The sequence below is a fragment of the Ekhidna sp. genome, from assembly GCF_965212185.1.
Lineage (GTDB): Bacteria > Bacteroidota > Bacteroidia > Cytophagales > Cyclobacteriaceae > Ekhidna.
Genome location: NZ_OZ243102.1, coordinates 1,644,765 through 1,659,251 on the forward strand (window position 1 = coordinate 1,644,765; position 14,487 = coordinate 1,659,251).

14 protein-coding genes are annotated in these 14,487 nt (G+C 36.8%); 7 read left to right on the forward strand and 7 right to left on the reverse strand.

All coding sequences use genetic code 11. The features are described 5' to 3' along the window. Position 1: 1 nt before the first annotated feature. Entirely contained in the window at positions 2–673 is a 672-nt protein-coding gene (locus ACOMC3_RS07185; protein WP_420318854.1) for a metal-dependent transcriptional regulator, read from the reverse strand. 93 nt (positions 674–766) lie between these two features. Continuing rightward, a complete protein-coding gene (locus ACOMC3_RS07190; RefSeq protein WP_420318855.1) occupies positions 767–1,867 on the reverse strand; it encodes a glycosyltransferase in 1,101 nt (366 codons plus the stop codon). A 24-nt stretch (positions 1,868–1,891) separates the two neighbouring features. Between ACOMC3_RS07190 and ACOMC3_RS07195 the strand changes: the two genes are divergently transcribed. From ACOMC3_RS07195 to ACOMC3_RS07205, 3 genes are read left to right on the forward strand one after another with little or no spacing between them, the layout of a single operon-like run. After that, positions 1,892–2,704, forward strand: a complete 813-nt coding sequence (locus ACOMC3_RS07195; protein ID WP_420318856.1) for a 2,3,4,5-tetrahydropyridine-2,6-dicarboxylate N-succinyltransferase — start codon at positions 1,892–1,894, stop codon at positions 2,702–2,704. Positions 2,705–2,753: 49 nt separating this feature from the next. Next, the gene (locus ACOMC3_RS07200; protein WP_420318857.1) at positions 2,754–3,542 is read left to right on the forward strand and encodes a DUF3108 domain-containing protein; all 789 of its coding nucleotides are present in this window, start codon (positions 2,754–2,756) and stop codon (positions 3,540–3,542) included. A 32-nt stretch (positions 3,543–3,574) separates the two neighbouring features. After that, on the forward strand, positions 3,575–4,165 hold the full coding sequence (locus tag ACOMC3_RS07205; RefSeq protein ID WP_420318858.1) for a tetratricopeptide repeat protein: 591 nt from the start codon (positions 3,575–3,577) through the stop codon (positions 4,163–4,165). A gap of 8 nt (positions 4,166–4,173) precedes the next feature. Here ACOMC3_RS07205 and ACOMC3_RS07210 read toward each other — a convergent pair whose 3' ends face one another. Both ACOMC3_RS07210 and ACOMC3_RS07215 read right to left on the reverse strand, forming a co-directional pair. Then, positions 4,174–5,592 carry a Na+/H+ antiporter NhaC family protein gene (locus ACOMC3_RS07210; RefSeq protein WP_420318859.1) on the reverse strand — a complete coding sequence of 473 codons (1,419 nt, stop codon included), beginning with the start codon at positions 5,590–5,592 and terminating at the stop codon, positions 4,174–4,176. A 17-nt stretch (positions 5,593–5,609) separates the two neighbouring features. Further along, positions 5,610–6,140, reverse strand: a complete 531-nt coding sequence (locus ACOMC3_RS07215) for a DUF4136 domain-containing protein (protein WP_420318860.1) — start codon at positions 6,138–6,140, stop codon at positions 5,610–5,612. Between the two features lie 211 nt (positions 6,141–6,351). Between ACOMC3_RS07215 and ACOMC3_RS07220 the strand changes: the two genes are divergently transcribed. After that, positions 6,352–7,161: a hypothetical protein gene (locus ACOMC3_RS07220; protein ID WP_420318861.1), complete on the forward strand. Its 810-nt coding sequence runs from the start codon at positions 6,352–6,354 to the stop codon at positions 7,159–7,161. Positions 7,162–7,163: 2 nt separating this feature from the next. On the opposite strand, the gene ACOMC3_RS07225 is transcribed toward ACOMC3_RS07220, so the two are convergent. The 3 genes from ACOMC3_RS07225 to ACOMC3_RS07235 all read right to left on the reverse strand — a co-directional run bounded on the left by ACOMC3_RS07225 (position 7,164) and on the right by ACOMC3_RS07235 (position 11,991). Beyond that, the gene (locus ACOMC3_RS07225; RefSeq protein WP_420318862.1) at positions 7,164–8,558 is read right to left on the reverse strand and encodes a sodium-dependent transporter; all 1,395 of its coding nucleotides are present in this window, start codon (positions 8,556–8,558) and stop codon (positions 7,164–7,166) included. 79 nt (positions 8,559–8,637) lie between these two features. After that, positions 8,638–10,068, reverse strand: coding sequence for a TonB-dependent receptor (locus ACOMC3_RS07230; RefSeq protein WP_420318863.1), 1,431 nt, complete (start codon positions 10,066–10,068; stop codon positions 8,638–8,640). A 114-nt stretch (positions 10,069–10,182) separates the two neighbouring features. Beyond that, on the reverse strand, positions 10,183–11,991 hold the full coding sequence (locus ACOMC3_RS07235) for an acyl-CoA dehydrogenase family protein (RefSeq protein ID WP_420318864.1): 1,809 nt from the start codon (positions 11,989–11,991) through the stop codon (positions 10,183–10,185). A gap of 229 nt (positions 11,992–12,220) precedes the next feature. Here ACOMC3_RS07235 and ACOMC3_RS07240 point away from each other — a divergent pair, with 229 nt between their 5' ends. The 3 genes from ACOMC3_RS07240 to ACOMC3_RS07250 are packed head-to-tail and all read left to right on the forward strand — an operon-like array spanning position 12,221 to position 14,426. After that, positions 12,221–12,637 (forward strand): DUF2141 domain-containing protein, encoded by a 417-nt coding sequence (locus tag ACOMC3_RS07240; RefSeq protein WP_420318865.1) that lies wholly within the window; start codon positions 12,221–12,223, stop codon positions 12,635–12,637. Then, positions 12,634–13,668, forward strand: coding sequence for a sensor histidine kinase (locus ACOMC3_RS07245; protein ID WP_420318866.1), 1,035 nt, complete (start codon positions 12,634–12,636; stop codon positions 13,666–13,668). Before ACOMC3_RS07240 ends, ACOMC3_RS07245 begins: the two co-directional genes overlap by 4 nt. Beyond that, positions 13,665–14,426 carry a LytR/AlgR family response regulator transcription factor gene (locus ACOMC3_RS07250; RefSeq protein WP_420318867.1) on the forward strand — a complete coding sequence of 254 codons (762 nt, stop codon included), beginning with the start codon at positions 13,665–13,667 and terminating at the stop codon, positions 14,424–14,426. Before ACOMC3_RS07245 ends, ACOMC3_RS07250 begins: the two co-directional genes overlap by 4 nt. Positions 14,427–14,487 lie beyond the last annotated feature (61 nt).

The following is a 14,487-nucleotide window of genomic DNA, read 5'->3' on the forward strand; positions in this document are numbered from 1 at the left end:
ATTATACTAATGTTATCATCAAATTTTCTGCTACAGATTTTGAAATAAATTGTTTGGCACCATCATCAATGGTGATTGATACCGATCCGTCAAAATCCATCCGTTCGATAATCCTAATTTTCGACCCAAGTTTTATTTTTAAAGCATCTAAATGTTGTAGAAGCAGAGTGTCATCATTATTGACTGCCACAACAATTCCCATGGCATCAACATCAACATCTGAAATAGATGCCCTGACCGTTTCTTTCATTTCTCCATCTTCATTAGGAATTGGATCACCATGCGGATCTATTGTTGGGAAGCCCAAGAACTTATCTAATTGCCTTATAAGTTTAGGAGATTTTATGTGTTCAAGCTGCTCTGCTATTTCATGAACTTCATCCCATTTGAATCCAAGCTTCTCTACAAGAAAAACTTCCCAAAGTCGATGTTTTCGAATGATGGTTAAAGCCACTTTTTTTCCCTTTGTTAGGAGGGTCGCTCCCTTGTATTTTTGGTAACCGATCAGGTTTTTTTGTGATAGCCTTTTCACCATATCATTTGCGGAAGCAGGAGTGGTGTTCATGCTGTCTGCTAAGGAGTTTGTGTTGACACTTGAGTTTCCCTCCTCAGATAAATGGTAGATGGCTTTTAAATAGTTTTCTTCAGTAAAACTTAACTCTGATATCATCATGCGAAGTTAAAATATTTTTAGATTAATCTAAAAATAAATTTAGAATAACATTTTATTGAATGTATAACTAATTATAAATCAGTAGATTTATTGTTATCTAATTAATTTATCAAGTGAAGAGGTAATTTTATTAGATTCAAATTCCCATGTTTCTGAAGTTGGAAATTTTGTTGGGAACAATTCATCCCATTTTCCTAATATATCAACCAAATTATTGGTGTCAATTTTCTTGAAATCAATTGATATTGCTCCTCCTAACTCTTTACCTTTCTTACTCCAAGATGTATTTTCCATAACTAAATAAGGAAGCTTATGTCTCGCATACTCATAAAGTTTAGTGGGGATTTTTTCCTTGTTGATGACATTAGGAGAATAGGCTATGATCCCAAGATTTGATTCAGAAATTGCGTTTAATATTTCTTCGTGTGGAATAGGTGATTTAGAAATATTGAGTTTGATACAGGGGTGATTTTTTGACTCTTGTTTGAGGTATTCCAAAAGCGAATCATCATGAACTTGCCCGATGATTTTCAGTTCACATTCCTCATGATCTTTGACTATCTGCTTGAAAATTTCAATTGCATTTTCTATTCCAGCATAACTTGAAATTGTTCCTGAAAATAACAGTTTGATTTTCGATTCAAATGGGTCATTTTCTAAAGAGACTTTATATGCCTTGTTTTCAATTACTAATGATCTATTTGTGGTAAATGGAAGCTGATCGACGTAGCAATTTTCAGCCAGCCAATATTCATTGACATATAGTTTACTGAGCCATTCTTTAAGTCTTACTATTGCTGCAATGAGTGATTTGGTGATGGAAGGTCGAATGGCCTTAATGTTGAGGTGATAGTTTTCCTGCACATCATAAATAACCTTACATCCTGTCAATATTTTGCAAATAAAGGATACATTCAATAGTTCATGTGTTGTTACTATCAAAAGTGCGGGCTTAATTTTAAGAACTTTAAAAAGAATTTTTTCTCGAATTATTAACCTTTTAAGCCATTGATCTCGGTAAATGTGATAACTATGCACCTTAATATTCTTGTGCGATATCTCTTTTTTAGAGGCATTTCCTATGATATTAACTTCATATTTATTTGTTTTCGCTATTGATTGGGAAAGCTTCCAATATGCCCGTACATCATCTACAGGTTTTAATACAGAGGCAATCACAATCTTTTTCTTCATATCACTGTAAATATTGAATATTACATGGAATTAAAAAACCTCATTGAAGAGGCATGGGAGGATCGCTCTCTAGTAAACAAAAAAGACGTTGCTGTTGCTATTAAAACAGTGATAGAGGAACTTGATAATGGAAAAAGAAGGATTGCCGAGCCTTCTGGTGATGATTGGATTGTTAATGAATGGCTTAAAAAAGCAGTCATACTTTATTTTCCATTAATGAAAATGCAACTAATTGAGGTTGGCCCATTCCAGTTTCATGATAAAATAAAACTTAAGTCCAATTATGACCAGCTTGGTGTAAGGGTTGTTCCTCATGCTATTGCAAGATACGGGGCATTTATTCAAAAAAATACGGTTTTAATGCCTAGCTATGTGAATATTGGGGCATATGTAGATGAAGGCACAATGGTTGATACATGGGCGACAGTTGGTAGCTGTGCTCAAATTGGCAAAAATGTACATTTGAGTGGGGGTGTAGGTATAGGAGGCGTTCTTGAGCCAATACAAGCTGCTCCCGTAATCATAGAAGATAATGCTTTCATTGGATCCAGATGCATTGTCGTTGAAGGTGTCAGAATTGGTAAAGAGGCAGTATTGGGAGCAAATGTAGTTCTCACTGCTAGTTCCAAAATCATTGATGTCACTGGCTCAGAACCAGTAGAGTACAAGGGAATTGTCCCTTCCAGATCTGTAGTCATTCCAGGTTCCATTCCTAAAAAATTTCCGGCTGGAGAATTCAATGTGCCATGTGCTCTGATAATCGGGAAAAGAAAGGCAAGTACCGATAAAAAAACATCGTTAAACGAAGCTTTACGACAAAATAACGTTTCGGTGTAATTCATGGCATTTTAGTTGTAGAACTATGAGCATACCAACAATTAGAATAATGAAATTTACGTTGATGATGCTCATAGGAATGCTGACTCAGGCTCAACCCATGATGAAGGAGAGACCTGTTAGCACTGGTGAAGTTTTACAATTCAAATTAACATATGGCTGGTTTACGGTCGGTCGTGGCTCATTTTCTATTTCGGATGAAGTTATTTACAGGGATGGAAGAGAATGTTTAAAAATAGATATTGAGGGTAGAACTGCAGGACTTGCCGGCGTTTTCTCAAAGGTGGATGATAAATGGGGAGCTGTAATTGATAAAGAATCATTCAAACCTTATTACTCTTTTAGGGACCTTTCTGAGGGTGACTATGATCTAGAGGAAGAAGTGTTTTTCGATTATGACTCAATGCGGATTCAATTCGAACAAGCTTCGGCTAAAGAAGAATCTCCACGGCCAACCAAATACTTCGACATTGAAAAAGATGGAGTATTTGACATGATGGGAGGATTGATGCATGCTAGAAGCATTGATTATCGAAAATTAGAAAAAGGTGATAGAGTATCGATTGACGCATTTTTTGATAAGAAATTCTACCATTTTCAAATGGTTTATCATGGAATAGAAATGATTAAATCGAAAGTTGGAAAGATTTATTGCCACAAAGTGGTTCCGATCATGGAAAAAAACAGTGTTTTTGTTGGTGAAGATGCAGTCACCTTTTGGGTATCTGCAGATGCTAATCGCTTACCTCTAAAAGTATCAGCAAATATGAAGTTTGGCACTGCGCATTGTGAACTTACCGCATACAAAAACGTAAAAAGCGGTATTGATTTTGAATAATAGGTCTACTTTTGCCGACTTTAGAAAAATTCATGAAATATCTATTACAAACATTATTAGTCGCTCTATTAGTAGGGTGCAATAGTCAGGATTCGATTAGCGGTGATGATTATTTTGATGACGGTGAATTCAATCAAGCCGCAGAGGCGTATACATCATATTTATCAACGCATCCGGATCATGTGAAGAGCCTTTATAACCGGGGACGATCTTATGAGGAAATTGGAGAGACCAATAAAGCAATCAAAGACTTTGAAAAAATACTTGAACTTGATCCAAAGCATATTTCTTCATATTTGAGTCTTGCCAAGATTGCTTATAATAACCAGGATTTCAACAAAGTATTGATTTACACAGGAGATGTTATTGACTTAAATGAAAATTTAGCTCAAGCTCATTTCCTGGCAGGTAGGGCTGAACATCAGCTTGGCTATTTAGATCAGGCGTTGGAATCTTACAATAATGCCATAAGCATCAATCGTGATTTTGGTGAAGCTTACCTATACAGAGGTGCAGTTAAGGTTGGCAAAGACCGAATCAGTTCTGCATGTGAAGATTTCAAGTTTGCTAAATCATTGGATGTTCCTGAGGCAAATGGAGCGATCAAAGATTATTGTAAATAGTCTAAGTCTTACAAGATAAAACCAAATATTAAGTAACAAATTATAGCCAATCCCCCTGTGAATAGCGCATAGGGGAGTTGTGTTCTTACGTGATCTATGTGATCACAGCCAGATGCTACTGAAGCAATCAAAGTGGTGTCTGAAATAGGAGAGCAGTGATCTCCAAATACTCCTCCACCAAGAACTGCAGCTATTACTAGATAAAGGTTGGCATCAACCGCGAAGCTAAGCGGGACTCCAATCGAAATCATAATTGCAAATGTTCCCCAGGAAGTACCCGTTGCGAAAGCAATGAAACTACTGATTATGAATATCAAAGCTGGCGCTACTTCTGGTATCAGCCAGGATGAAGTCACTCTTGACACGTAAATACCTGTTCCAAGCTCATTACATAGATTCCCGATAGCAAACGCTAAAACCATTAAGACAGCCATCACCACCATGTCGTTCATGCCTTTGAATGACTCTTCTATAAAGCTTTTAATGGTTATCATTTTTTGAAAGCCATACATAATAGCTGCAGTAAGAAATCCAGCAAAACAAGCATTTAATACAGCTTCAGAACCGGATCCATTGCTGATACTATACCATACTTTTTCAGAAAATGAACCTGCTGAAGTTGCATCCCAGCCACCATAGATCAGGAAGAATGGCATTGATAAAACCATCATTGCTATCGGGATAACCATGTTTAATGGAGACGAAGTTTTATCATTATCTGTACTGGATTCCTCATGATCTAGATTTTGTGATTTAGTTGATATGCGTTTCATTTCTCCATATTCTTTTCCAGATAATGAGAGCCAAAAAACAAATACAAGCGTAAGTATCGCATAGAAGTTGAATGGGATCGAGTAAATCAAGGTTTTGAAAGGATCTACTTCTGGGAAAGCCACCAGAAGACCCATTACATACGCACCCCATGCATTTAGGGGAAAAAGAACACAGGATGGAGCAGAACTGGAATCAGCCAGATACGCCAGCTTTTCTCTTGGTATTTTGTGTTTGTCAAAAAGAGGACGAAAAATGGTTCCGACAGTAAGGATCGAAATGTTTGACTCCACAAAAATCAAAAAGCCTGTTAAAGCTGAAGTCGCTTGTATTTTACCTTTGAAATTACTTTTGCCAGCCAGACGTTTTTGAACCCATCCAATAAATCCATTGATGCCGCCCGAATATTTAATCAATTGAATAAGAGCACCTATAATTAAAGTAAGTATGATGGTGCGTGTATTGCCTTTGCTTTGAAATACATCCACAAAAGCTGTAATGGTGGAGAGGAGTCCTTCGAAAAGATTGCCTTTTTGAATGATTAAATATCCAATAAATATTCCGAGAGAAAGTGAGAATACTACTTGCTTTGTACGAATAGCCAATCCAATAGCTAAGATGGGTGGTATCAAAGACCAAAATCCATAGTCTGTCATCTATTGTTATTTACTTTTCAATTTTTTAATGATTCATCTGGCTGGTCTGATAAAGCCCGATAAGGGAAAGATGTGAATATATAACCTATTGCCTTTTCAATCGCTTTTGAAGCTTTCTTTTCTTTTCTTTCTTGCCTTAAATCAAAACTACCTTGCCAAACCAGCTTTTTATTTTTATCCAACAATTCTAAAAGAATAATTGACTCGTAGATGGTGCGTGAATTTATGCGATAGACTGGATAGAATGGATCACGTGTCGAATTGCTTTCTGTTCGTGCGCTGGAAGTCACTTCGTACCTAAGGATAAGGTCTGGAGAAACATTTGAATTAATGAAAGACCTTTTTTCCATTTCCTTAGTAATATTCTCTTTAATAAGGTCAAAAATCTGAGTATTCATCGCATTGACATTCTTAGATTCTGCCTTTGCACTCACAATCCTATAAGATTCAAAAGTTTCAAATTTTGAATTTTCGTTTAGGTATGATATTACTTTAGGAGCACATCCGGAAAGAACAAGAAGAACTATTATGGTTGTCCAATTTTTCATTGAAAGCTAAATTATCAATTAAGATTGACTTGAAAATAACTTAAACAGCTGCTAATCTCTATTTGCTCATCACATAGAAATATCAATAGAAAATATATGTTTTGTTCTATAATATAAATTTTTAAAGAGGTTATTACGTATACTCATCGAAATAATTAATACATTTCAAACAATAGCATCAAGTTTGAAGTACATACGGCAAATGCCTGTCATGACAAGAAAATATTGGTTTTTTACACTTACCTTATTTGTATGTGGATTTGCAATTGGGCAAACTCCGATTAAAGTTGAAACAAAATTAGCTGGAGTCTATCAGGGTAAGACGCTTTTCATTCAAAATCCTTTTGACCGAAATGATAATTTGTTTTGTGTCGAATCAATATACATCAATGAAAAACGTCTGGATCTTAATTATCGCTTGAGTGCTTTAAAGATTGATTTCCAAGATTTTGATTTATATACTCCAGTGAAGATTAGGTTGGTTCATAAAGACACCCTATGCGCACCAGTTATAATAAATCCAGAGGCAGTTCTCTTTCATACCATTTTCCGTTTTTCTGAAATTTCTTTATCAGATTCAGCACTGGTTTGGAGTACCAAAGGTGAAACCGGGACGGGGGAGTTTGCTATTGAAAAATTAGATAATGGAATATGGATTGAGCAAGATAGACAACCAGCCATTGGCAGGTACGAGGGAGCGGAGTATACCTACTTTCCTAATATGGAAGAGGGAGCGAACAAGTATCGAATAAAATATCACTTCCCGCGAGGAAGCAGGTTGAAACACTTGTATTCGTTAGAGGTTGATTTCGATTTTTATCCCGAACCTGTAGAGTTCAAACCAAAATCAGCCAAAACGAGACTGTATCTTTCACGATCCACTCATTATGAAATTTATGATCAGGCCCGTAGACTAGTTCATGAAGGACAAGGCATAGAGATCGACGTAACTGTTCTTCGTGCAGGAACTTACGTGATCTATTTCGATGGCAAAGATCCAGGTACTTTTATTAAGGAGTAATCTTAAATAATCTGAATTCCAAAAAACTTAAATAGCACTGTTAATATAAATAACGATGCTAAAACGATTGGTGCAAAATAGCCAATAGCGAAGTTTAGATATTTTTGAATGAATGATCCTTTATAGTTAGGAGAACCTTGAGCTAGCTCTTCATCTAAATTATGCTTCTTCCAGACATGAGCAGCGAAAAATGCAATTAAACATCCGCCTAGAGGTAGGATGGTATCGTTAGCTAAAGCAGCTACAAATGACAGAAAATCTGTGTCCTGTCCTCCGTCTTTATATGTGATAAAGCTGGTACTGAAAAAATCAGAATAACCATTGCCAACGAGCGAAGGAATTCCAATAATGAAAATGAATATTGCCACCATCCAGGCGCCTTTACTTCTCTTAATATTCCACTCATCTACCACATAGGATATAGGAACTTCAAGAAGTGAGACAGTAGAGGTTAGTGCTGCAAAACAAAGAAGAACGAAGAATAATGTTCCAGTAGCTACACCCAATCCGCCACCAATGGTTCCGAAAATTTGAGGAAGTGTAACGAATATTAGTGCCGGACCTCTTCCAGCTCCTTCCATTGTACCTTCACTCATAAACCCTATCAATGGAAAGATCATAAGTCCTGCAAGAAATGCAATACCAACATCTGTTAACGTAATAAAAGCAGCTGATGTAACGATGTTGTCTGACTTATTAACATAACTACCGTAGGTTATAAGTGCACCCATTCCAAGTGACAAGGAGAAAAATGCCTGGCCCATAGCGTTGTAAATCACAGAAGGTGTTAGTTTGGAAAAATCTGGGATCAGATAGAATTTCAAACCATCGATTGCATTTGGCAAAGTGAGCCCATAGCCTACAATCAATAAAATCATAATAATTAGAGTGGGCATCAATATCCTGGCAGCTTTTTCAATTCCTCCGGAAACTCCTTTAGAAACAACATATGCTGTTGACAGCATAAATACCAGACCGTAAGATCCTACTTTGATTACATTGGTTATATACTCACCAAACTGATCTGCAATACCAAAGTTTCCGGCGATCATTTCAAAGATGTAACCAAATGCCCATCCGGCAATGACGTTGTAAAAAGAAAGGATCAGGACTCCACTAAAGAGTCCTAGTTTACCAACAAAATTCCATTTTTTGTAGCCTAATGCATTGAATGCGCCTACTGGGTTCTTTTGTGTTTTTCTACCGATAGCAATTTCCGTGACCATCACAGGGTAGCAGAGCATGAAGCAAAAAATGAGATAGATAACTACGAATGCAGCTCCACCACCTTCACCAACCTCGTACGGGAAACCCCAAATATTTCCCAAGCCAACAGCTGATCCTGCTGCTGCTAGAATAAAACCAAGTTTGCTGGAAAATTTTCCTCGTGCGCTCATATATTAAAAGTCTTAGGTTGGGTTAAAGCGCCAAATATAGCAAAAGGAAGGTACCCACAAAGGGCATTTATATGATAGGTTATTGGAAATCTTCTTCGTCCACTTCTATCTGATACGGATAGTTAAATAAGTGATTTGCTTTGATTGATTCAGCAACCCTATTCGGTACCAAATCTTCCCAACCACTTTCGTCATTTTCAATCATATCCAAGACCTGATCCGAAATGATATGAAGGTTATCAGTTTTTGCATCAGGGATGCTTAGAATTTTATGGTTCTCAATGAAATAGTAAAATAAACTTTGTAGATGTCGCTCAGGCTCAAAGTCATTTCCAGTTTTAATTTCTCCGGACTTAGAATCGATAATAGGATAGACAAATAATTTCACATTACTTCCAAATAACCTAGCGAAAGATTCGAGGATTCCACCGTCTAAGTTTTGATAGTATTTTTCATCAAAAATTTGCGTGAGGTTATTCATACCAATGATGATACCTAGGGTCTTATCTTTTATAAATTGAGATAGGTATCCAGCAAGTTTGTAGTGCTCCTGATAATTTGAGATCATTACGTTTTGTCCCAGTGAGCACAAAAGATCTACACGATCCAAATAATCCTGTTCATCAAGCTCACCTGCTAATGTTAGATCTTTCAGCGTTATTTCAACTACAGAAACAATATCTTTCGCATGCCCCAACTCTTTTTTGAATGATCGCATTCCCGTAATCATCATGTCAACATTGACGTGAGTCACTGGACGGAATCGTCCTCTTAAGACCAAAGCATTTTTTCTATATATGATATCAGAAGGTAGGATGACATTTTTATCTGGTCCAAACATGGCCACCTTTGTCAATCCATTCTTAACTAACTTCAATGTCATCAAACGATTATCGACATGATGAAAGTCCGGGCCGGATATGCTAAACATATCAATCTCCAGTCGATCCTTTCGCACATTATCAACTAATGAATCTATGATCTCCTCAGGCGTGTTTAATGTATAGCAAGAGTGGACAAGATTGACTCCAACAATTCCTAACACTTGCTGTTGCCATTCCGCATCTCTGTCCTTTAAAGTAACGTGAATGATGCACTCATTTGGTTTGGTCATGCTATGCTTTTGGAATCGGATTCCCATCCAACCATGACCCACATTGCTTCTATTATAGTTGATTGTTTCGACCGTATTAGCAAAAGCAAAAAATGTACTTTTCTTGGCTCTTTGTGTTAGCCGCTGATCAAGAAGTGAGTATTCTCTATCAAGCATTCGCAATAACTTTTCTTGCGAAACATACCTATCACATTTACCATAGATGGCATCACTGAAGGTCATGTCATAGGCTGACATGGTTTTAGCAATTGTACCTGATGCTGCTCCTGCTTTAAAAAAATATGCCGCTACTTCTTGTCCTCCACCTATCTCGGCAACTGTGCCATATACTCGGGTGTCGAGATTAAGCTGTAATGCTTTCTCTTTTGTGGTTAACTTCTTATCGAATTCTTCCATTTTGATGGATGCTCTTGCCTCCCATACAAAGCTATTTTGAATTGTCCCGAAAACAAACTTTATACAAAAAAACCGACCAATGGCCGGTTTTTATAGTTACGTATATGAGTCTTTTTAGTTATACAACGAATATGGGAACTTATTCTCCTTAATCATCACATCTGCAATTGCGTGTCTTAATACCTTGGTATTTACAGGATCCATCTTAGTGAATCGTTTCATTCCCATAAGCATTACTCGAAGTTCATCACCCTCCGCAAAGCACGCTACTGCCTCATCTCCAACATTTTTTATCTTAATGACAGCTTCATTTAAATAAAGCTTTGCCATATTTTGATACAGTGAACTTCCCTCTTCTCCATATTTTTGAATCAACTTCTCAGTTCTGAGTACAGTAGACTCTGCTACGTAGAGTTCAATCAGCATATCCGCAAGATTCATTAGTACTTCTTGCTCCTGATCTAGCTTCGGCCCAAATTTTTCTGCTGCTTTACCTGCAGCCATCAATACTGCTTTCTTTAAATTTTTTATTACTTCTTTTTCTTTAGCAAGAGGGGCGGATAAATCCGGTGTATCAAATGAAGGTACACCAGTTAGCTCTTTACCAACTTCCATCGCCGGTCCTAACAAATCAATTTCACCTTTCATTGCTTTCTTAAGCATCATTCCAACGATGAGCATTCGGTTAATTTCGTTGGTACCCTCATAAATTCTGGTAATCCTTGCGTCTCTATAAGCTCTAGCCATAGGGGCTTCTTCAGAGAATCCCATTCCACCGTAAACCTGAACACCTTCATCCACACAATAATCCAAAACTTCAGAGCCATGAATCTTAATCATTGCGCATTCGATGGAATACTGCTCAACACCTTTAAGTTTAGCGTCAGAAGGAGAGAGGCCGTCGTTTTGAAGCTTTGCAATTAAATCTTCGATGTTTTGGCCTGCACGATATGCTGCTGATTCAGTAGCGTATGTTTTAGTGGCCATGTTTGCCAACTTCAATTTGATCGCACCGAAACTTGAAATAGAAACTCCAAATTGCTTTCTTTCATTGGCATACTGAGTAGACTTGGATGCTACATCTTTACAGCCGTTAATACAACCAGCTCCCAGTTTAATTCGTCCTACGTTAAGGACATTGACAGCTATCTTGAATCCATTCTCTCGCTCAGAAAGTAGATTTTCTACAGGTACTTTCAAATCATTGAAGAATACCTGACGAGTTGAAGAACCTTTAATTCCCAGCTTTTTCTCCTCATCATTCATGGTGATGCCTTCCCAGGTTCGCTCTGCTATGAAAGCAGAAAGTTTTTTATCATCATCAATTTTAGCAAATACAATAAGTAGATCCGCAAATCCAGCATTAGATATCCACATCTTCTGTCCATTGATGACATAGTGCTTACCGTCATCTGACAATACGGCTTTTGTTTTGCCAGAGTTAGCATCTGATCCAGCATCAGGTTCTGTTAGACAGTAACATGCTTTCCATTCCCCACTGGCCAACTTCGGTAAATATTTAGATTTTTGTTCCTCAGTACCATAGTAAAGAATTGGTAGTGTACCGATCCCGGTGTGAGCTCCATAGGCAGTAGAGAAAGATCCAGCAGATGCCATGATATCTGCAATGAGCATACCAGTATTAAAGCTCATTCCTAACCCTCCGTATTCTTCTGGTACATTAACGCCTAGTAAACCAAGCTCTCCGGCTTTATCCATGAGACCAGACATCATTCCCTCTTCCATACTCTCAATCCGGTCAGTATGTGGATCAATTTCCATGTTAATGAAGTCTTGAGTGGCGGCCGCCATCATTTTTTGTTCCTCTGAAAATTCTTCAGGGATAAATACATCTTCTGCTAAAGTCTCTTTGATTAAAAATTCACCGCCTTTTAATGCTGTCTTTTCTGATACTGCTTCCATTGATTATCTATCTATTTTCTGGTTTTAAAGGTTAATATACTCTGCATGCATAACAAATATAAACTAAATTACTCTGCATGCATAACATTTTAAAAAATATTTTTGCCTTTCAATTAATTAATATTGTGATTTTAACATTGCATACAGTTCAACCTTAATATTCGACAGTTGAGCATCACTAAGTTGAAAAGATCTGGTGGCAGAATCAGATTTGAAGAAAATCGAAAAAATGAAAAGACTTTTATTGTTATTTGTGATCTGCACAGCTTCTAAAGCAGCTTTTACACAAGATAAATGTGAACTTATTGTAAGGGTTGAAAATATAAAAGAGATCAAAGGCTCTTTGATGATAGCCATTTACAATCATGAGGATCATTTTCTTACGAAGGAAATGATCAGTGCCAGCAAATCAATAGATTCGACTATCATTGAATTTTCTTTTGAGTTGCTTGGTCAGGAAAAGTATGCGGTTTCAATTTATCAAGATGAAAATGACAATGGTAAGTTGGATTCAAATTTCATGGGTATTCCATCTGAGCCCTATGCGTTTTCTAATAATGCAAAAGGAATGTTTGGTCCTCCAAGTTTTGAGGACTGCAAGTTTGAGGTAAAAGGAGGAGCTCAGAAAATAATCATCTCACTGTGAGTAAGTACTGGAGAAATCACTTAATTGGTGCCATCCTAATATTCCCTGTAGGTGGTACATTGAATATGGTAGTTTTTTGTGATAACTGCCTAAATGAACCATATATATTCTCCTTTAATTTTTGGTTGAGTTTTTCTTATAGTGGCTTGGCCTGGATTTGTTTTTGGAAGGGTAGTGAATTACTTGTGGACTTCTGGGATATCCATATTCCGTGGGTTATTTCACCCATTAAACGCTTTCTGGTTAGTGTGGTATCCATCTTCGTTTTTGTATTTATTGTTGTCTGGGCTCTTGATTTGTTTTTTGATTTGATTGTACTGAAAAGATCCTGGAGCGAAACAATTAAAGAGACAGGTGCTCCTTATTGGACTACTTTGTGGGTCACTTTAGGAATAAATGTTTTCATGCATGGGAGAGGGTTTCTTATTGCCTGGCGCCAAGCTGCCATTGACAATGAACGCTTAAAAACCGAGCAAGTAGCCTCTCAATATAACAGTCTAAAAAATCAAGTCAATCCTCATTTTTTATTCAATTCTCTGAACGTCCTAAGCACTTTGGTATATGACAACCAAGACAAAGCGGTTGAGTTTATCCGTAAACTTTCGCAGGTTTATCGATATGTCCTAGATAGAAAGGATGAAGAGGTAGTACCGATTCATGAAGAGATGGAATTTGTTAGGAATTTTTCATTCTTGCAAAAGATCAGATTCGGGGATAATCTGCAATTAGAAATAGGGACTAATCAAAGTGATAAATATGTGCCACCATTAGCCATACAGATTCTTGTAGAAAATGCAATTAAGCATAATGTAGTAAGTGAAAAAGATCCACTTACAATCAAAATCGAATTTGAAGAAGATGTTTGTATTATCCAGAATAATTTGAAGGAGAAAAAAGTAAAGGATTCTACTGGGATAGGATTGAATAACATCATTGAAAGGTATAAATATCTGTCAGATAAGCAGGTTGAGGTAGAAAAAGGAAAAGACTTTTTCATAGTGAAATTACCATTACTAACGATTGATAAATGAGATACATAATCATAGAAGATGAACAATTGGCTGCCAAAAGACTGAGATCACTGATCGAGGATATCCGAGCAGATTATGATTTTGTAGCAAAATTTGATTCTGTTGAGTCTGCGTCTATTTCATTACCAGTGCTTAGTTATGATCTTATATTCATGGATATTCAGCTTGCAGATGGTTTGTCCTTTGATATTTTTGATCAAATAGAGATAAACAAACCCATCATTTTCACAACTGCTTATGATGAATTTGCCCTTAAGGCTTTCAAAACCAACAGTGTAGATTACTTGTTAAAGCCATTAGCTGAAGAAGAACTCACTAACGCTATCAAAAAATTTGAAAAGAACTTTAATAAACCTAAGTCCTCGTCCGCATCAGTTGGTAATGATCTTGATAAGCTAATGAAATCGCTTCAACCTGGGGGGAAGGAGCGTTTTGTTGTCAAAGTTGGAGAACACTTAAAAACTGTCGAAACTGATAATTTACAGCTTGTTTATAGTCAAGATAAAGGCACCTACTTATTTACAAAAGAAGGAAAGCGTTTTTTAGTGGATTTCACTTTGGATAGGGTAGAAGAGCTATTAAATCCACAGCAGTTTTTCCGGATTTCAAGAAAATTTATAGTTAGTTTAAGCTCGATAAAGGACATTATAGCCTTTACTAATTCTCGTCTTGAGATTGTAATCGATCATTTTGATGATGATCAAATAATAGTCGCAAGAGAGCGAGTAACTGATTTCAAATCCTGGCTCGACAGATAAAAGCTACCATTGGTCAAAATAATCCCTGATATCAATGGTTTCTTACCTATCTTTGAAGGGT